This window comes from Rhodanobacter sp. FDAARGOS 1247 (assembly GCF_016889805.1).
Classification (GTDB): Bacteria; Pseudomonadota; Gammaproteobacteria; order Xanthomonadales; family Rhodanobacteraceae; genus Rhodanobacter.
In genome coordinates, this window is sequence record NZ_CP069535.1 from 2,728,107 (window position 1) to 2,746,250 (window position 18,144).

At 67.2% G+C, this 18,144-nt stretch carries 15 protein-coding genes and 1 tRNA gene; all 16 read right to left on the reverse strand.

Annotated features, from left to right (window positions below):
• Positions 1–33: 33 nt before the first annotated feature.
• Complete coding sequence (fabB, locus tag I6J77_RS12485; RefSeq protein ID WP_204109241.1) at positions 34–1,242, reverse strand: beta-ketoacyl-ACP synthase I; 1,209 nt, start codon at positions 1,240–1,242, stop codon at positions 34–36.
• 1 nt (position 1,243) lies between these two features.
• Positions 1,244–1,759: a 3-hydroxyacyl-[acyl-carrier-protein] dehydratase FabA gene (gene fabA, locus I6J77_RS12490; RefSeq protein WP_007807788.1), complete on the reverse strand. Its 516-nt coding sequence runs from the start codon at positions 1,757–1,759 to the stop codon at positions 1,244–1,246.
• 121 nt (positions 1,760–1,880) lie between these two features.
• Positions 1,881–3,326: an L-aspartate oxidase gene (locus I6J77_RS12495; RefSeq protein ID WP_204109242.1), complete on the reverse strand. Its 1,446-nt coding sequence runs from the start codon at positions 3,324–3,326 to the stop codon at positions 1,881–1,883.
• Complete coding sequence (gene nadA / locus I6J77_RS12500; RefSeq protein WP_204109243.1) at positions 3,323–4,348, reverse strand: quinolinate synthase NadA; 1,026 nt, start codon at positions 4,346–4,348, stop codon at positions 3,323–3,325. The genes I6J77_RS12495 and nadA overlap by 4 nt, the downstream gene beginning before the upstream one ends.
• Before the next feature lie 31 nt (positions 4,349–4,379).
• Positions 4,380–5,234: an SCP2 sterol-binding domain-containing protein gene (locus tag I6J77_RS12505; protein ID WP_239309283.1), complete on the reverse strand. Its 855-nt coding sequence runs from the start codon at positions 5,232–5,234 to the stop codon at positions 4,380–4,382.
• 26 nt (positions 5,235–5,260) lie between these two features.
• Positions 5,261–6,499: a hypothetical protein gene (locus I6J77_RS12510; RefSeq protein WP_204109245.1), complete on the reverse strand. Its 1,239-nt coding sequence runs from the start codon at positions 6,497–6,499 to the stop codon at positions 5,261–5,263.
• A complete protein-coding gene (locus I6J77_RS12515; protein ID WP_056717133.1) occupies positions 6,480–6,761 on the reverse strand; it encodes a DUF2249 domain-containing protein in 282 nt (93 codons plus the stop codon). Before I6J77_RS12515 ends, I6J77_RS12510 begins: the two co-directional genes overlap by 20 nt.
• A 75-nt stretch (positions 6,762–6,836) precedes the next feature.
• Complete coding sequence (locus I6J77_RS12520; protein WP_204109246.1) at positions 6,837–8,096, reverse strand: alginate export family protein; 1,260 nt, start codon at positions 8,094–8,096, stop codon at positions 6,837–6,839.
• Positions 8,097–8,304: 208 nt separating this feature from the next.
• Positions 8,305–9,822 (reverse strand): copper-containing nitrite reductase, encoded by a 1,518-nt coding sequence (nirK, locus tag I6J77_RS12525; RefSeq protein ID WP_204109247.1) that lies wholly within the window; start codon positions 9,820–9,822, stop codon positions 8,305–8,307.
• 124 nt (positions 9,823–9,946) lie between these two features.
• Positions 9,947–10,708, reverse strand: coding sequence for a helix-turn-helix domain-containing protein (locus I6J77_RS12530; RefSeq protein ID WP_007807994.1), 762 nt, complete (start codon positions 10,706–10,708; stop codon positions 9,947–9,949).
• 213 nt (positions 10,709–10,921) lie between these two features.
• Positions 10,922–10,998, reverse strand: a tRNA-Asn gene (locus I6J77_RS12535).
• A 71-nt stretch (positions 10,999–11,069) separates the two neighbouring features.
• The gene (ppnN, locus tag I6J77_RS12540) at positions 11,070–12,470 is read right to left on the reverse strand and encodes a nucleotide 5'-monophosphate nucleosidase PpnN (protein WP_056717299.1); all 1,401 of its coding nucleotides are present in this window, start codon (positions 12,468–12,470) and stop codon (positions 11,070–11,072) included.
• Between the two features lie 129 nt (positions 12,471–12,599).
• Positions 12,600–15,896, reverse strand: coding sequence for a TonB-dependent receptor (locus I6J77_RS12545; RefSeq protein WP_204109248.1), 3,297 nt, complete (start codon positions 15,894–15,896; stop codon positions 12,600–12,602).
• 467 nt (positions 15,897–16,363) lie between these two features.
• Positions 16,364–16,963, reverse strand: coding sequence for a YhgN family NAAT transporter (locus I6J77_RS12550; protein ID WP_056717347.1), 600 nt, complete (start codon positions 16,961–16,963; stop codon positions 16,364–16,366).
• Between the two features lie 70 nt (positions 16,964–17,033).
• Positions 17,034–17,804 (reverse strand): SDR family NAD(P)-dependent oxidoreductase, encoded by a 771-nt coding sequence (locus I6J77_RS12555; protein WP_204109249.1) that lies wholly within the window; start codon positions 17,802–17,804, stop codon positions 17,034–17,036.
• The gene (gene grxD / locus I6J77_RS12560) at positions 17,801–18,124 is read right to left on the reverse strand and encodes a Grx4 family monothiol glutaredoxin (RefSeq protein WP_007807984.1); all 324 of its coding nucleotides are present in this window, start codon (positions 18,122–18,124) and stop codon (positions 17,801–17,803) included. Before grxD ends, I6J77_RS12555 begins: the two co-directional genes overlap by 4 nt.
• Between the last annotated feature and the right edge of the window lie 20 nt (positions 18,125–18,144).

Sequence of the window (18,144 nt, forward strand, 5' to 3'; positions counted from 1 at the left end):
GCTGCCGAAGTGACAGCCGCGGGTCGTGCAGGCTCAGACCCTGGCGAACACCAGGGTGCCGTTGGTGCCGCCGAAGCCGAAGCTGTTGGACATCACCGTGGACAGTGGCGCCGAACGGCTTTCGCGCACGATCGGGAAGCTTGCGGCCGCCGGATCGAGGTCGCTGATGTGGGCGGAGCCGGCCATGAAGCCGCCGTTGAGCATCAGCAGGCTGTAGATCGCCTCGTGCACGCTGGCGGCACCGAGCGAGTGGCCGGTCAGCGCCTTGGTCGAGGACAGCGGCGGCACCGCGTCGCCGAACGCCTCGCGCACCGCGTTCAATTCCACGATGTCGCCCAGCGGCGTGGCGGTGCCGTGGGTGTTGAGGTAGTCGATCGGCGCCTTGACGTTGGCCAGCGCCATCTTCATGCAGCGCACCGCGCCCTCGCCCGACGGCGCGACCATCTCGGCGCCGTCGGAGGTGACGCCGTAGCCCACCAGCTCGGCATGGATGCGCGCGCCACGCGCCCTGGCGTGTTCGTATTCCTCCAGCACCAGCATGCCGCCGCCGCTGGCGATGACGAAACCGTCGCGGCTGGTGTCGTAGGGGCGCGAGGCGCTGACCGGCGTGTCGTTGTGATGGCTGGACAGCGCGCCCATCGCGTCGAACTGCGAGGTCATGCCCCAGTGCTCTTCCTCGCCGCCACCGGCGAACATCACGTCCTGCGCGCCGTGGCGGATCAGGTCGGCGGCCGCGCCGATGCAGTGCGCCGAGGTGGCGCAGGCGGCGGAGATCGAATAGCTCAGGCCCTGGATGCCGAAGGTGGTGGCCAGCGTGGCCGACACCGTCGAGCACATCGTGCGCGGCACCATGTACGGGCCGATCTTGCGCACGCCCTTGTTGCGCAGCAGGTCGGCGGTTTCGATCTGCCAGCGCGGCGAGCCGCCGCCGGACCCGGCGATCGCGCCGATGCGCGGATCGCGCACCTGGTCCGCGTCCAGTCCGGCATCTTCCATTGCCGAGCGCATCGACACATAGGCATACGCCGCGGCGTCGCCCATGAAGCGCTTCAGCTTGCGATCGATCACCGCTTCGAGGTCGATGTTCGGCACGCCGGCCACGTGGCTGCGCAAGCCCAGCTCGGCGTACTCGGGCATCGCGCGGATGCCGCTGCGGCCATCGCGCAAGGCGCTGGTCACGGTTTCCAGATCATTGCCCAGGCAGGACACGATGCCCATGCCCGTCACTACGACGCGGCGCATCTCAAAAACCCTCGGTGGACTGGAACAGGCCCACGCGCATGTCGCTGGCCTCGTAGATCAGGCGGTCGTCGACGAAGGTCTTGCCGTCGGCGATCACCAGCCGCAGCTTGCCGCGCATCACGCGGCGGATGTCGATCTCGTAGCGCACCAGCTTGGCCGTCGGCATCACCTGGCCGGAAAACTTCACGTTGCCCACGCCGAGTGCGCGGCCACGGCCGGGTTCGCCCAGCCACGGCAGGAAGAAGCCGCTGAGCTGCCACATCGCGTCCAGGCCCAGGCAGCCTGGCATCACCGGGTCGCCGATGAAGTGGCAACCGAAAAACCACAGGTCCGGATGGATGTCCATTTCGGCATGGATCAGGCCCTTGCCGTAGGCACCGCCTTCCTCGGAAATCCGCGTGATGCGATCGAACATCAGCATCGGCGGCGAAGGCAGACGGGCATTGTCGTCACCGAACAACTCGCCGCGGCCGCAGGCGCGCAGCTGTTCGTAGTCGAAGGAGGAAGGACGTGTCATGAAATACTCGCGGGGTGAGGAACGCCCAGTGTGCCAGCTGAGCGCCTTCCTGTCTTGACGCGCATCAACGCGATGCCGTACGCGTGCGCACTGAAATGCCGTCGTGGTAGCGGGCGGCGTGTCAGGACGGACAGCCACGATCTTCCCGCCAGTGCGCGCCCAGCGAGCGCGTGCGCAGGCGCATCGCGCGCAACAGCGCCTTGCCCAGTTGCGCCTGCCAGCCGGCCTCGGCCAGCACCGCGCAGGCGTGCCACGCATCGCGCAGCGAACGGGCTTCACGGATCGGGCCGCCCGCCTGCCACAGCAGCTCGCGCAGCACGGCCAGCTCGGCCGGCGGCAGGCCCGGGCCGCGCTCGACCACGCGCGTCGGCCCCGCCACCACGGCTTCCCCCGCGTGGCTCAGCCCTTCGCCCAGGCGACGGCCGCAGACCACGCCTTCCAGCAGCGAATTGCTGGCCAGCCGGTTGGCGCCGTGCACGCCGTTGCAGGCCACCTCGCCCACCGCGTACAGGCCCGGCACGCTGCTGCGCCCGTCCGCGTCGGTGGCCAGCCCGCCCATGTGGAAATGCGCCACCGGCGTCACCGGCAGGGTGACCTTGCGGGGATCGAAGCCATGCGCCAGGCAGGCCGCCAGCACGGTGGGGAAACGCCGCTCCCAGTCGCCGTCGACACCGGTCGCATCGAGGCGGACACGTGCTCCGGCCGCCTGCACCGCGGCCACGCGCCGCGACACCACGTCGCGTGGCGCCAGGTCGCCCAGCGGATGCACGCCGGCCATCAGCGCGTTGCCGGCGGCGTCGAGCAGGCGGGCGCCGGCACCACGCAAGGCCTCGGTGATCAGCGGCAGCCGATGACCCGCCACCTCCAGCGCGGTGGGATGGAACTGCACGAATTCCAGGTCGCGCGCCGCGGCGCCGGCGGCCAGCCCCAGCGCCAGCCCCGCGCCATCGGCGCCCGCCGGGTTGCTGCTGCGGGCATACAACGCGCCGATCCCGCCGGTGGCCAGCACCACGGCCGACGCCTCCACCTGCTCATGCCGGCCCCGCTCGTCGCAGGTGCGCACGCCGACCACGCGGCCTTCGCGCAGCAGCAAGGCATCGACATCGACGCCGCCGCGCCATTGCACATGCGCGGCCGCCTGCGCCCGTGCGCGCAAGGCCTGCACCAGGGCCGCGCCGCTGGCATCGCCGCCGGCATGCACGATGCGGGCGGCGCCGTGGCCGCCTTCGCGGCCCAGCTGCAGACCACCCTGCGCATCGCGATCGAACGCCACGCCCTGCGCCTGCAGCCAGGCAATCGCCGCGGGCGCCTCGGCGGTCAGCCACTGCACCATCGCCTCGTCGTTGTGCTGCGCCCCGGCCACCAGCGTGTCGTGCGCGTGGGCGGCGGGGCTGTCGCGCGGATCGAGCGCCGCGGCGATGCCGCCCTGGGCCAGCGCACTGGCGCTGCCGCAGCCGTCATGGGCGCGACACAGCAGGCGCACCGGCGCGGGCGCCGCGGCCAGCGCCGTCGCCAGCCCGGCGACGCCGCTGCCCACCACCACGATCGGCAGCCGTGCGTGCCTCACACGCGTTCGCGCCGCCCGACGGCGAGCATGCGTTCCAGCGCCGCGCGGGCCCGCTGGCTGACGTCGGCGGGGATCTCGATCGCATGGCGCAGGTCGCGCAGGCAGGCGTAGATGCTCTGCAAGGTGATCCGCTGCATGTGCGGACACAGGTTGCACGGCTTGATGAACTCGGTCTGCGGGAACTGCGACTTCAGGTTGTCGGCCATCGAGCACTCGGTGACCATCGCCACGCGCGCCGGCCTTTCGCGGGCCAGCCACTTGCCCATGGCGGTGGTGGAGCCGACGAAGTCGGCCTCGGCCAGCACCTCGGGCGAGCACTCCGGATGCGCCACCACGCGGGTGCCGAACTGCTCGCGCACGTGCCGCACTTCCTGCGCGGTGAAGCGCTCGTGCACTTCGCAGCGGCCGTGCCACAGGATGATTTCCACCTTCGTCTGCCTGGCCACGTGGCGGCCGAGGAATTCGTCGGGCAGGAAGATCACATTCGGCGCGCCCATCGCCTCCACCACCTGCACGGCGTTGGCCGAGGTGCAGATCGCATCGGACTCCGCCTTCACCGCGGCCGAGGTATTGGCGTAGCTCACCACCGGCACACCCGGATGCTGCGCGCGCAATGCACGCACGTCGGCGGCGGTGATCGAGGAGGCCAGCGAGCAGCCGGCTTCGAGGTCGGGCAGCAGCACGGTCTTGTGCGGCGCCAGGATCTTCGCGGTCTCGGCCATGAAGTGCACGCCGCACAGCACGATCAGGTCGGCATCGCACTCCGCCGCGGCCTGGGCCAGCCCCAGCGAGTCACCGGTGATGTCGGCCACGCCGTGGAAGATCTCCGGCGACTGATAGCTGTGCGCCATGATCACCGCGCCGCGCTGCTTCTTCAGCCGGTTGATCGCGTCGATCCACGGCAGGTGCAACGGAATTTCCAGGCATGGCACCAGCGGCTCCAGCCGCTCGGCCAGCGCCGCGTAGTCGTGTTCGAGTTCGTCGCGCCAGACCGGCACGGGCAGGTTTGCGAGGTCAGTCATGGTGATCGCTGCCGAGGAAAGGAACGAAGCGTCAGGCGTACTCGCCACGATGCGCCGCACGCGCCGCGCGGGCGAACCGGGCACCGCGATTGAGCGCGATGCGCAGGCCCAGCGGCACCGATTCCCACGGCAGCCGCTCCAGCAGGTTGCGTGCGGTGAGGCCAAGTTCGGTATCGCCGGTGAGGTCCAGCGCGCGCTGGAAGAACAGCGTATCGGCATCTTCCAGCCGGCCGGCCAGCAACAGCAGGTTGGTGGCGCTGCCGCGCACGCTGGCCTCGGGTTCGTCGTCGACCACCTGCAGGCGATCACCTTCCAGCGTCAGCACCCAGCGCAGGCACAGGTCGCTGACCTCGATGGCCAGCCGACGGCCGCGCATGAACTCCAGCGAGCCGTCGCGGATCGGCGTGGCCAGCACGCGCTGCATCGCCGCTTCCAGCAGGCACTGCTGCCAGCGCAGCGGCAGGACGCGCAACAGTGGCGCCACGCGTTGCGGCGGCGGCAGCGCGCGCAGCAGGCGCGGCGTGATGGAAGCAGGAGCTGGAGGCATGCGCATGGTGGGCGGCATCATGCGTGGATCGGCGGCGTGGACGCCTTGACCCAGGTCAACGACGAGGCCTTGCCGCGCGCAGGCATCGGCGATCGCCAGGTTCACCACCCGCGCCGCGGTGTCCGCCGGCAGTTGCAGTCGACGCGCCAGCCCCTGCGTGCGACGACGAACCTGTTGCTCGCGCAACAGGTCACGCGACGGCACACCGCTGCGTGGCTTCAACCGGCCAGCCATGGCGGCGAGCCGCCGACGCGTGGCCAGCAACACGATCAGGCCATCGTCGACGCGATCGATCGCCGCACGTACGCGGGCAAGCGCGAAACGTCCGGCGCCGGGCATCACGGCCCCCTCTCCTGTCGAAACATTCATCGCGACTTCTCCAGCGAGCGCAGAAAATGCTCGGCACGACGGCCCGCGCCGAGCAGGGTCCAGCCCGTCAACGACCACACCAGCACCAGCGCCACGCCGGCCACGCGTGCCAGCGATGTGGACGGCCAGACCATCGCCACCGGCAACGACAGCAGCAGCGGCTGGGCCAGCAGGACGCGACGCTTGTCCGCCTCGGGCAGCAGGCGCTGCACGCCGGGCAGCTGGATGCCGCGACCGCAGTGGCGATGCAATGCGATCCAGCCGATGAAGGGCACGATCTCCAGCATCATCGCGGTCACCAGCAAGGGCAGCGCCAGGCCCAGCCCCACGCTGGCGGCGAGCATGCCGCCGGGCACGATCGGCAAGGCCAGCGCGGCGCATGCCAGCGCGATCAGCCCTGCACGCCAGCTGTCCACCAGCGGTCCCCGGCGCAACCGCGGCGCGCGCCACTGCAGCCACAGGCCGGCGCCGGCGAAGATCAGCACGGGCGCGGCAAAGACGCCGGCCACCGCGCCGCCTGCGCGCAGGCCGGCAACAGCCACGAGCACCACGACCACACCAGCCAGCCACGTCGCCTGCGCCACTTCGGGCACGCTGCCGGTGCCCTGGAACATCGGCATCACCACGCGCGCCACGGTGGCCAGCAGCACCACGATCCAGCCCAGCACGCCCCAGCTGGCATGCACGTCGGTCCACGCCGTCAGTGGAACGGCGAGGCGCCCCGCCAGGCCCAGCGCAAGCACGGCACCGAGCACGGCGGTGACGAGTGCGGACGCCAGCGCCACGCCGAAGCCCGCACGCAGCAGGCGCTGTCCGGCCGCCGCCAGCAGCTCGGGCACGACCATCAGCGCCAGCACGACGAAGGCAGCCGGCAGGACCATCGCCGCAGTCATCAGGCCGAAAGGCCAGCGCTGGTGCATGCCGGCCACCAGCAGCAGCACGCCGACGTTGAACAGGCCATGCAGCCACCGGCCCGATCGCTCGCCACCGCGCAGCGTCACGCCAGCGGCCGCGGGAAGAAACTGCAGGATGCTGCCGAACATCGCATTGCCCAGCACGCCGAGGGTAAACGCGTGCACCAGTGCCAGGGTGGCCGGACTCCAGCGCGTCCGCAGCGCGGCATCGCCGTCGACGATCAGCAGCACGCCGGCCAGCACGCCCCACAACGGCACCGTGAGCAGGAAGCGCAGCGGCAGCGGCGCGGCCGGCGCCCGGTCAAGCCGCAGCTTCGTCATCGCCGAGCGGACAGCGGATCAGCACGCGGGCACCGCCGCCGGCGAGCAGCGTTGCGGTTGCCGGCCATCCGCGGGCCTGCAGCAGGTCGAGCAGCGGTGTGGGCAGCAAGGGCGTCAGCACCTGCACGGCCTGACCCGGACGCAACGCGTCGGCGGCGGCCAACGCGCGCATCATCGGTTGCGGCGACGGCAGGTCGCGCAGATCGAGTTCGAGCAGCGGCGCGTCAGCGACGCCGCACACGGTGGAAGGGGTGTTCTGCATGTCGCCATCAGACCGCGGATGCGCTGCGGACGCGCTGACCTGGGTCAACCCGCCCGCAGCTCACCGCCAGTCGTCTCAGCGTGCGCCGGCCAAGCCATGCTGGCCACGCCATTCCAGCTGCAACCACACCTTGGCGCTGTCGCGACCGAAGCCGTCCGCCTGGTAGTTGCCCAGCTTGACCAGGCCGCTGAGTCCGCTTGCCAGCGGGAACGCCAGCGACGCATCCCATTCGCTGCCGTAACGGCCGCCACGATCGGCGCGATAGTCGTGCCACACCACGGTCCACGCCAGCTTGCTGGCAAGGCCGGCGCGACCGAAGTTGCCGTTGACGCCCACGTAGCGATCGTCGAGCCCACCGGCCGGCGTCACGTTGAACTGGTCGTTCCAGCCATTGAACGCATGCAGCGTGGCCAGCGGCGTCTGCAGCGCATGCAGGCCGTTGCCGCCCAGGTGTTCCCAGCCCAGCTTCGCGGTGATGCCGGATTGCGTCCAGCTCGGTTCAAGCAGCCAGTAGCTGTGTGCAAAGTTCAGCGGATTGTCGGCATGCTCGTATTGCCGCGCGCCCTCCACCGTCCAGCCCAGTCCGTTGCCATCGCGCAAGGCCTTGCCGTTCCAGCGCAGGCCATAGGTGGCGCTGGAAGCGCTGGCGACGTCGCGGTCATCGTGCAGGTAGGCGTAACCGGTGAACTGCTGCGTGCCTCGCGTCCACGCCACGTTGAGCAGATTGGTATTCAGCTTGCGCTCGCGGGCCAGCGGATTCAGCGCATCATCGCCGGCCACCCGATGCACGCGGTCGAGCCAGTCGTAGTTCACCGTCAACGCGGACCACGGTTGCCATTGCAGGGCGACGGCATCGAAGGTCTGTTCGTGCTGGCGCCAGCCGCTGTTGCCGATCCAGCGCTGGTTGTCGACGAGCAGCCGCTGGCGACCCACCGTCGCGGCGAACTGGCTGCCCTGCCAGCGTACCCAGTACTGGTTGAACTCGCTGCCCTTGGGATCGGTCACCGCCGGATACCGGCTCTGTCCGTTCGCGCCGCTGTTGTAGCGATCGCCGGCGCTGGCCACGCCAGCGCCTTCCAGCAGGCCGCTCCAGCCGTGGCCGAATTCCGCATGCAGGCCGAGCCGCAGGCGCAAGGTGTCGGCGCTCGCGTTGCGGGTGAACGCATCGTCATCGACGCCTTCATGGCGCAGGCGGGCATCCCACTCCAGTTGCAGCGAAGGCGTGGCCGACGTGGTGGCCGGCAAGGCATGGGCGGATTCGCCCGCGGCCCAGGCCGGCATGGCCACGATGGCCAGCAGGCAGGCCATGGAAAGACGGTTTCTCGTGTGCTTCATCGCGTTGCTCCCTTGTAGTTGGCGGGAGTCTCTGCCCGCGACGACGCACCCGACCTGACTTCGGTCAAGTCATGGCAAGGGATGCCACCACTGTGACAACGCGCCGCGCAGTCCACCCATGCAACAACGCCGTCCATGCGGATGGCGTTGCTCACCGGTCGATACGGTATGGCCGTATGGACGGCCATACCGATATTTCGTTTCGGCATCAGTGTTCGGCAGGTGCGGCCGGTACCGCCGCGGCACGTGCCTTGGCTACCTCGTCCTTGCTGATCTGGCCGCCCGGGTTGCCCCAGCTGTTCAGCACGTAGGTCAGGATGTTGGCCACCTCGTCGTCGTTGAGCTGGCTCATCGGCGGCATCACCGAGTCGTACTCGTGGCCGTTCACCGTGATCTTGCCGGTCAGGCCGTGGGTGACGATGGTCATCGCCCGCTTCGGATCGGCCGCCAGGAAGTCCGACTTCGCCAGCGGCGGGAACACGTTGGCCAGGCCTTCGCCGTTCGCCTGGTGGCAGACCGAACAGGTGCCGGTGAACAGCTGCTTGCCCGCGGCGATCTGCTCCTCCTTGGTCAGCGTGCCGGCCGCATGCGCCTTGGCTGCCGTGGTCACCGCCTTCAGGTTCGGCTCCGAGCGATCGCCCAGGTACACCGCGTCCACTTCCTTGCCCGAGTAGATCGACTTGTCTTCCGGGCCGTCCACCTTGAGGATGCCCAGCGCGCCCTTGTTGAAGGCGCGGAAGATCGAGTGGTCGACCAGCACGTAGCTGCCCGGCACGTCGGTGTGGAATTCCACCGTGGCCGCGCCGCCGGACGGGATCAGCGTGGTCTGCACATTGTGCTGCGCGATGGTGCCGCCCTCGGGTTGCACCTTGTCGAAGATCTCGCCGATCACGTGGAAGCTCGACACCAGGTTCGGACCGCCGTTGCCCACGAACAGGCGCACCGTCTCGTTGGTCTTGGCGGTCAGCGCGTTGTCGCCGGTGAGCGCGCCTTCCTTGCCGTTGAACAGCACATAGGTCGGGTTCTCGTCGATCGCCTTTTCCATGTCGAACGGCTGCAGGCCCTTCTGCCGGTACTTGCCGGTGGTGTAGAAGTCGCCCTGCATCACGTAGTACTCGTGGTCGACCGGGCTGAGGCCCTCCGGTGGCTCGACCAGGATCAGGCCGTACATGCCGTTGGCGATGTGCATGCCCACCGGCGCGGTGGCGCAGTGGTAGACGAAGATGCCCTGGTTCAGCGCCTTGAAGGTGAACTGCGATTCGTGGCCCGGCGCGGTGAAGCTGGAGGCCGCGCCGCCGCCCGGACCGGTCACCCCGTGCAGGTCGATGTTGTGCGGCATCTTGCTGTCCGGCGCGTTCTTCAGGTGGAACTCCACCGTGTCGCCCTGGCGCACCCGGATGAAGCTGCCCGGCACGGTGCCGCCGAAGGTCCAGAAGGTGTAGCTGACGCCTTCGGAGATCGGCATCTCCTTCTCGACCACTTCCAGCTCGACGATGACCTTCGCCGGGTAGTTGCGCTTCAGCGGTGGCGGCACGTGCGGCGGGCTGGTCAGCACCGCGTGGATCGGTTCGCCCTGGGGCGGGCCGAAGTCGCCGTGGGTGGCGGCGACCGCGGCCGGGCTGGCGGCCACCTCCCCCACCGGCGAGACCGAAGACGACTTGCCCGAACAGCCGGCCAGCGTCAACGCACCCGCCGCGGCAAGAACGAGTAACAACGAACGTGACATGGGTTTCTCCCTGTGGTTTCTGGATGAAATCGTAGGGAGAGGTCACGAACCGCGCTTGACGCAAGTCATCTTTGTCGATGGAAAACTGCGCGTGCGTCAAGCCGCCACAGGCACCGAAAATCGCTCAGCGCGGAAGCAGGTTCCTGCCGAGCTGCTGCAGGCGCTCGGGATCACGCAACACCAGCTCGCGACCTTCCAGTTCGATCAGTTCCTGCTGGCGGAAACGGCTGAGCACGCGACTCACGGTTTCCGCGGCCAGGCGCAGATAGTTGGCGATGTCGCCGCGCGACATGCTCAGGTGGAAGCGCGTGCCGGAGAAGCCCCGCTCCTCGTAACGCCGCGCAAGATCGGTGAGGAACGCCGCCATGCGCGCGTCGGCGTTGTGATCGCCGGCCAGCAGGGTGGCCATGCCCAGCTCCTTGCTGATCAGGCTGAACAGGCGCTGCTGCACCGCCGGCATGCGCGTGGCCAGCGCGCTCATCGCGGGGAACGAGAAGCGGCAGAAGTAGGCGGTGTCCAGCGCCACCGCATCGCAGGGGAAGTGGTCCGGATAGATCGCATTGAGGCCGATCACCTCACCCGGCAGATAGAAGCCCAGCACCTGCTCGTGGCCCTCGGCGTCGACCATGCTGGTCTTCACCGTGCCGGCGCGCACCGCAAAGATGGAGCGGAACGGATCGCCGGTGCGGAAGACGTGCTCGCCGGCATGAAACGGCCCGACGTGCTCGACCAGGCAATGGAGTTCCAGCAGCTCTGGCTTGCCATAGCCTTCGGCAATGCAGGCGCCGGAAAACGCGCAGGTGCGACAGAAATGGGTTTCGTCGCCGTCGTCGGCAATCGGATTCGGTGGCTCGGGCAGGCGGCCTGCCGGGTTGTTGCGGCGCATGGGAGACCTTGCAAATCGCGCGAATCGGACCAGGCGCGCTGATGTCGGCATACCGCCACCGGCGCGCTGCGAATACCCCGCGATGATACGCAATGCCGGCCGCCTCTGCGGCCCGGCCCGCCGGTCATGTCGTCGCACTGCCCCGGCGGCGCGCCGGTTTGCGTTCCGCAAAAAGAACAGGGGCCGGCATCACTGCCGACCCCTGTTTGCATTTGGCGCCCGAAGTTGGACTCGAACCAACGACCCCCTGATTAACAGTCAAGTGCTCTAACCAGCTGAGCTATTCGGGCGTGAGCTGCGTAGTTTGCTGAGCAGGCCGCTGGCTGTCAAGACATCACCGGCGATTCCTGCCACTTTTTCTTCAGGCACCGAGCACCCGGTAGCACGGCTCGTACGCGCTGCCGCCGGGAAGCTTCATGCGGTGCTGTGCCACGAAGGCCTGCAACAGCTTGTCCAGCGCACGCATGATGTCGGCATCGCCGTCGATGTCGAACGGCCCGTTCTTCTCGATCGCCTGCACGCCCTCCTCCTTCACGTTGCCCGCGACGATGCCGGAAAACGCGCGGCGCAGGTCCGCGGCCAGCTCGTGCAACGGCCGGCCATGCCGGATCTGCAGTGCACGCATCGCCTCGTGGGTGGGCCGGAACGGCTGCTGGAACTCCAGTGGAATCTGCAGCGCCCAGTTGAAGAAGAACGCGTCCTTGGTGTCGAGCCGGTTGTGGCGCACCTTGTCCAGGCCCTTGATCATGGTGCGCGCCACTTCCTGCGGATCGTCCACGATGATCTGGTAGTGCTGCGCCACCTCGTCGCCCAGGCTCAGCCGCAGGAAACGGTCGATCTGCTCGAAATAGGCGGCCGACTGGCGCGGCCCGGTGAAGATCAGCGGGAACGGCGTGCCGGCGTTGTCCGGGTGCAGCAGGATGCCCAGCAGGTACAGGATTTCCTCGGCGGTGCCGACGCCACCGGGGAACACGATGATGCCGTGCCCGAGGCGCACGAAGGCCTCCAGCCGCTTCTCGATGTCCGGCATGATCACCAGGTGGTTGACGATCGGGTTCGGCGACTCGGCCGCGATGATGCCCGGCTCGGTGATCCCGATGTAGCGGTTGTGCCGGCGGCGCTGCTTCGCGTGCGAGATCGTGGCGCCCTTCATCGGCCCCTTCATCGCGCCCGGGCCGCAGCCGGTGCAGATGTCCAGCCCGCGCAGGCCGAGCTGGTAACCGACCAGCTTGGTGTAGTCGTACTCCTCGCGCGAGATCGAGTGGCCGCCCCAGCACACCACCAGGTTCGGATCCACCTGCGGTTTCAGGATGCGCGCGTTGCGCAGGATCTCGAATACGCCCTGGGTCAGCCCCGCGGATTCGTCCAGGTCGAAGCCGACCTGCTCCAGCTGGGTCGACACGTAGACGATGTCGCGCACCACCGCGACCAGCAATTCGTTGATGCCGCGGATGATCTGGCCGTCCACGAAGGCCTGCGCCGGCGCGTTGGTCAGCTCGATCTTCATGCCGCGATCCTGCTGCAGCACCTGGATGTCGAAATCGGGGTACTGCTCGAGGATCGCCCGCGGGTCGTCGCTGATGTTGCCGGAGGTCAGCACCGCCAGCGCACAGCGCCGCAGCAGTGCGTGCAGACCGGAGCCGCTGGCACCGCGCAGGCGCGCCACTTCATGGCGCGAGAGCACGTCCAGGCCACCGATCGGCGAAATGCGGGCGCTCACGACGCCGGTTCTGGCTGGCGCGCCCTTGTAAGTGTCATTCATTCGATTGCTTCTCCATGGCCGCTCCATCGCGGCCGACCTGTTAGCTTCCTGCGTGAACCACGATATGGTCAAGCATAAAAAAACCGGCGCCCTCGCGGGCGCCGGTTGCGTTTCAGACCCGGGAACGGATCAGAACGTGTACTTCACCGTCAGCTGCACCGCCCAACGCTGAGCCAGATCGCTCGGGAAGGTCGAGGTCGGCACCTGCTCCGGGCTGTAGCTGCCATCGTGGATGTACTTGGAGCCGGAGATGTCGTAGATGTACTTGCCGTCGGCATCCACGCCATAGAAGTCGGCCAGGTTGCGGTAGCCCGGGAAGTTGGCGCGCTTCTCGATACCCCAATGCTTGTTCAGCAGGTTGGTGAAGTTGTAGACGTCGAGCTTGATCTTGCCCTTGTTGCCCTTGAACAGGCCGGGGATTTCCTGACTGAAGCTCAGGTCGATCTGGTTGAGCCAGCCTGCGTGATCGCCATTGCGGCCGGCGGGGCCACCCTGATGATCCTTCAGGTAGTCGTTCGCCTTGATGTAGTCGTAGAACTGCTGGATCAGCTTGGGATCGGTGTTGGCACGGAACGACACCTGGCCCGGGTTCGGGATGAAGGCCAGGTCGTTGCTGAAGCCGTCACCATTGGCATCGTTGCCGAAGGTCCAGCTGTACGGCGAGGCATTGTGGCCGTCATAGAACACGCTGGCGCTGGTGGCGTAATCGCCGAAGAAGCGATGCTGCCAGTTCAGGCCGGCGATCACGCGGCGCGGGATCGAGTAGCTCGACGGGCTCGCCTTGTCCTCGTTCGGGTTGAACACGTAGTTGTTGACGTAGTTCGAACGGGCGACGCTGCTGGTACCCGGGTTCACTTCCGTGGCGCGGCTCCAGGTGAAGCCCACCATACCCGACCAGTCGGTCGAGAACGGCTTCTTCAACGACAGCGCCAGGCTGTCCGCACTGCCGCGGCTGCTGTTGGCCAGGTTGATGGTGCCGTCGGAGAAGGCGCCATTGGCGAGGTAACGCGACTGCTGACCCGACGCACGCGGATCCTTGGTCGGGTTCTTGTAGTAGGTGAAGCGACCATCCGGCAGCACACCGGTGGGAGCACCGATGTTCATGTTCTGATAGTAGATCGCGTCACGCACCTTGATGTGCTGGTAGTCGGCGGTGGCGATCAGGCCCCACCACGGCAGCTCCTTGTCCATGCCCACGCTGAACTTCCACACGCTCGGCAGACGGAAGCCCGGCGACACGGTGTTGACCGTCTGCTGCCCCGAACCGACCACGCCGTCGTTCTGGTTGTGCGCATCCGGGCTGAACGCCGGCAGGTTCGTGTTGCACGGAGCCTTCTGCGTCGGGCCACAGTTGAACTGGGTCTGCGTGGCGCCCGAGTTGGAGAAGATATTGCCGATCCACACGCCGGGCGGGTTGGAGATGAACAGGCCCGCGCCACCGCGCAACTGGGTCAGATGCTCGGTGTCGAAGTTGTAGTTGAACGACAGGCGCGGCTGCACCACGCGGTTGCCGTTGATCGTGGTCTGGTTGGTACGACCAAAACCGCCGGTGGCAGCACCAGTCACCGGATTGGTGCCCGGCGCCGCTGCGAACAGCGGGTTGTAGATGGGCTTGTCGCTCATCAGCGGGATGTCGACGCGGACACCGTACTGGACCGACAGGTTGTTGGTGACCTGCCAGGTGTCCTGCAGGAACACGCCCCACTGCTTGAGCTCGAAGTTGGCGGCAACGTCATTCAGGCTCAGGCCATCGGCCGGGCGGCTGTAACGGTACTGGTAGTAATCGCCATTCGCGAAGTTCTCAAGACCGCTCAGGCCATTGCCATCCTCGAACGTGTAGCTGCCGAAATAGTTCTGCAGGAACAGGTTGTAGGTGGTGTCGCGCTCGTAGTCGAAACCGCCCTTGATGGTGTGGTCACCCGCGTAGTACGTGCCCGCCCAGGCGGCGTTCAGCGTCTTCACGTCCAGGATGTTGGCCTGGTACGAATAGTTGGTGCCGAATTCCACCTGCGCGCCGTCGCTGTAACCGACCGGATAGATGGTGATGTCCGGCAGGTCGCCACCCGCCACCGGGCTGTTGCCCTTGTGGAACTTCGCGTACGAAATGGTGGTGTCGGTCGAGAACGAATCGGACCAGTCATCGTAGAAGTGCAGCGCGTAGCTGGTGTTCTTGGTGTCCGAGTTGTACCAGCCGCTGGACAGCACCAGCTTGGAGCTCGTGCCGCCGATGGTCGGCTTGCTTTCCTTGGTCTGGCTGAAGGTGAAGCTGGCGCGATGGCTGTCGCTGATGTTCCAGTCGATCTTGCCCAGATAGCGCTTGTCTTCCAGGTCGGTGTTGCCACCGCCCGCGGAGCCGATGTCGGTGATGCCGTACTTGCTGGCGGCGATGTCGCGCACCTGCTGGATCATGTCCGGGGTGAGGCCGTCCACGATGACGCTGGCGCCGCTGCCTTCCGCACCGTAGGGGCTGCCCGAACCGATCTGCTTGCTCTTCTCGGCCGAGATGAAGAAGAACAGCTTGTCCTTGATGATCGGGCCACCAACGGTGGCGCCGCCGGTCCACTGGCGATCGAAGCCGTTGAACTTGGTGTCGCTTTCGTTCTTGCCGATCATGTTCTGGTTCTGGAATACGTAGTAGACCGAACCATGGAAATCGTTGGTGCCGCTCTTGGTCACCGCATTCACCACGGCGCCCACGCCGCGGCGGGTCGCCACGTCATAGTTCGCGGTGGAGATGTTGTATTCCTCGATCGTGTCCTGCGAAATCGGCGTGGACAGGGTCGGCAGGCCGTTCGCGTTCAGGCCGAACGGATCGTTCGCGCTGACCGAATCGACGGTGATGTTGTTGTAGCGGCTGTTCTGGCCGATCGCCGAGAACGAACCGGCGGCGCGATCGGTGACCACGATGCGCGGATCGAGGCGCACGATGTTCTGGATCGAGCGATCCGGCGTCGGGGTGGCTTCGATTTCGCGGCTCGACACGTTGGTCGAGATGCCCTTGTTGTCAGCCGAAAAAGTCTGGGCCAGCGAGTTGGCCGACACGGTGACGCCGCTGAGGTTGGTGGCTGCCTGCTCACTGGCGCCGCCCATCGTCAGATTGACCGGGGTTTCCTGAGCCAGCTGCAGATAGACGTTGTCCTGTTCCGCCTGCGCCATGCCGGCCTTGGAGACGGTCACGTCGAACGGACCGCCCACGCGCAGACCCTGCGAGGAGTAACGGCCATCCGGACCGGTGGTGGTGATCTTGGTGGTGCCCGACGGCTCATGCACGATCTGCACGGTGGCGCCGGCGACCGGCTGGCCGTTGGCGTCGAGCACGCGGCCGCTGATCGAGGAGGAGGTGTCCTGCGCCATGGCAGGCACCGACGCTGCCAGCAACGAGGCAATGGCAAACGGAAGGAGTTTGGTGCGAATTCGGTTATTCATTCTTGATCGACCCTCAGGCTCGCAACGAAAAGGAAACTCAGGTTTGAAGGTCAAAAACGTGACTCCGCCCGGCGCAGGCCAGGCAACATCGACACGATCTGCAACCCCAATTGATTTGCGCGGTTCGAAAAACAGCAGAACCGCAAGAACTCCAGCACGCTGGACCAACCCGTCCGCGGCTTTGTTAAATGATTGTAACGTCATTGTATGACATTTTTGTAACGTTTACACGTCACCCCGGCGCGGCGAACCTCTCCTCCTGATGCGAGCACGAAGCCTTTCGAATCAGTCACATGGCGACCTTTCCCGGGATCGCCATGGCCGTCGTGCGACACCTTATCCAGGGACGCGCCTATACCGAACGGAGAATGTTTGCCGCGGTTTGGCGCACACCTGCCGGATGTCGATCTCGCGGGATCAACGCGCCCCGTCGCCGCGCTGAAACAGCTCGCGGCAGGGGCGAAAGCTCAGGTGCTCGCGTGCAGGAACGAGGCCACGCCAGCCATGAACATCTGCACCGAAAGCGCGATCAGCAACATGCCCATCACGCGCTCCAGCGCCGTCAGCACGCTCTCGCCGAGCCAGCGGAACAGATAGGTCGAGCTGAGCAGGATCAGCGCGGTGGCGAGCCATGCCAGCAGCAGGGCCAGAACCCAGTCTGCGGTGCGGCCGGGTTGGGTATTGGTCAGAAGCAGCAGCGCCGCCATCGCCGAGGGGCCGGCCACGCCGGGTATCGCCATCGGCACGATGAACGGCTCGCCGCCACCGGACTTGCCGAAGATGCCGCCGCCATCAGCGGGCGGGAATACCATGCGGATGCCGATCAGGAACAGCACGATGCCGCCGGCGATGCTGATCGACTCCTGCCTGAGCTGCAGAAGATGCAGGATGTACTGGCCGCCGAACAGGAACGCCAGCAACACGCCCAGCGCGATCAGCAGCTCGCGCACCATCACGTGGCGGCGGCGCTTGGGCGGTACGTCCTTCAGCAGGCTGAGGAACAGCGGGATATTGCCCAGCGGGTCCATGATCAGGAACAGCAGGATGCCCGCGGACAAGGTGGTCATCTGCGCTTCCATCTCGACTCCATGTTTGATCGACGCCGGTGTGGCGCCCTTTCGGTGGACCTGCTGCCGATCAGCCGGCCCGCAGGTCCAGTATCGTGCCGCGGGCCGGGGCGCCCCGCGCGCCCAACAGGTGGATCGCCGCGGCGGCGGTGGCATCCGGCAACGGTCGCTGCAGCAGGTCTTCGCCGAAGTAAGCCAGCTGCCGCAGCGCCGTGCGCATCGGCGCCGGCAACAAGGCATGCACCCGCAGCGGACCGGTGTCGGTTTCCTCGTGGAGGATCGCCGCGAAACGCTCCAGCGCCGCCTTCGATGCGCCGTAACCGCCCCAGTGCGCGCGCTGCAGCAACTCGGGGTCGTCCAGCACGAACACCACGGCACTGTCATCGGCCTGGGTCAGCAGCGGCAGGCAGGCCTGGGTCAGCGCGAACGGTGCGTTGACGTTGACATGCATCGCGCGCAGCCAGGCGTCCGGCTTGTGCATGGTGATCGGCGTGAGGCCGCCGAAACTCACGGCGGCGTGCACGATGCCATCGAGGCGACCGAAGTCGCGCTCCAGCCCTTCGGCCAGCGCGGCATAGTCCTTCGGCGTGGCCACTTCCATGTCCAGCGGGTGGATCACCGGCTCGGCCAGGCCCTCGGCGAGCATCGCGTCGTAGAGTTGCTCGAGCTGGCGCTTGCGCTTGCCGGTGATGACGACGGTGGCGCCCGCACGCGCCGCGGCTCGCGACACCGCCCCGCCGAGGCCACCGTAGGCGCCGGTGACCAGCACCACGCGGCCGGCCAGGGTATCGCTGGCGGGCTGCCAGTGATCGGGCAGGCGGGAAAAAGGCAGCATGCTCAAAGCGCGACTCCGGCAACGTCGCTGGCCATGCGCGACAGTTCGCCGGCAGCCTTCAGCTCCTCGATGATGTCGCAACCGCCGATCAACTCGCCCTGGATGAACAACTGCGGAAACGTGGGCCAGTTGGAAAAGTGCGGCAACGCCGCGCGTATGCGCGGATCGGCCAGCACGTTCACCGCCTGGAACACCGCGCCGGCTTCCGTCAACGCCTTCGCGGCGCGAGACGAAAAGCCGCACATCGGAAACTCCGGCGTGCCTTTCATGAAAAGCACGATGGGATGCGCGGCCAGCATCGCCCTGATTTGCTCGTTGATGTCCATAGTTCGGTGATTCATCTTTA

What these genes read in the sequence shown, in the direction of transcription:
- fabB (WP_204109241.1), bottom strand. Translation starts at nt 1,242, where the DNA reads ATGCGCCGCGTCGTAGTGACGGGCATGGGCATCGTGTCCTGCCTGGGC.
- fabA (WP_007807788.1), bottom strand. Translation starts at nt 1,759, where the DNA reads ATGACACGTCCTTCCTCCTTCGACTACGAACAGCTGCGCGCCTGCGGC.
- nadA (WP_204109243.1), bottom strand. Translation starts at nt 4,348, where the DNA reads ATGACTGACCTCGCAAACCTGCCCGTGCCGGTCTGGCGCGACGAACTC.
- I6J77_RS12505 (WP_239309283.1), bottom strand. Translation starts at nt 5,234, where the DNA reads ATGCCCGGCGCCGGACGTTTCGCGCTTGCCCGCGTACGTGCGGCGATC.
- I6J77_RS12510 (WP_204109245.1), bottom strand. Translation starts at nt 6,499, where the DNA reads ATGACGAAGCTGCGGCTTGACCGGGCGCCGGCCGCGCCGCTGCCGCTG.
- I6J77_RS12515 (WP_056717133.1), bottom strand. Translation starts at nt 6,761, where the DNA reads ATGCAGAACACCCCTTCCACCGTGTGCGGCGTCGCTGACGCGCCGCTG.
- I6J77_RS12520 (WP_204109246.1), bottom strand. Translation starts at nt 8,096, where the DNA reads ATGAAGCACACGAGAAACCGTCTTTCCATGGCCTGCCTGCTGGCCATC.
- nirK (WP_204109247.1), bottom strand. Translation starts at nt 9,822, where the DNA reads ATGTCACGTTCGTTGTTACTCGTTCTTGCCGCGGCGGGTGCGTTGACG.
- I6J77_RS12530 (WP_007807994.1), bottom strand. Translation starts at nt 10,708, where the DNA reads ATGCGCCGCAACAACCCGGCAGGCCGCCTGCCCGAGCCACCGAATCCG.
- ppnN (WP_056717299.1), bottom strand. Translation starts at nt 12,470, where the DNA reads ATGAATGACACTTACAAGGGCGCGCCAGCCAGAACCGGCGTCGTGAGC.
- I6J77_RS12545 (WP_204109248.1), bottom strand. Translation starts at nt 15,896, where the DNA reads ATGAATAACCGAATTCGCACCAAACTCCTTCCGTTTGCCATTGCCTCG.
- I6J77_RS12550 (WP_056717347.1), bottom strand. Translation starts at nt 16,963, where the DNA reads ATGACCACCTTGTCCGCGGGCATCCTGCTGTTCCTGATCATGGACCCG.
- grxD (WP_007807984.1), bottom strand. Translation starts at nt 18,124, where the DNA reads ATGGACATCAACGAGCAAATCAGGGCGATGCTGGCCGCGCATCCCATC.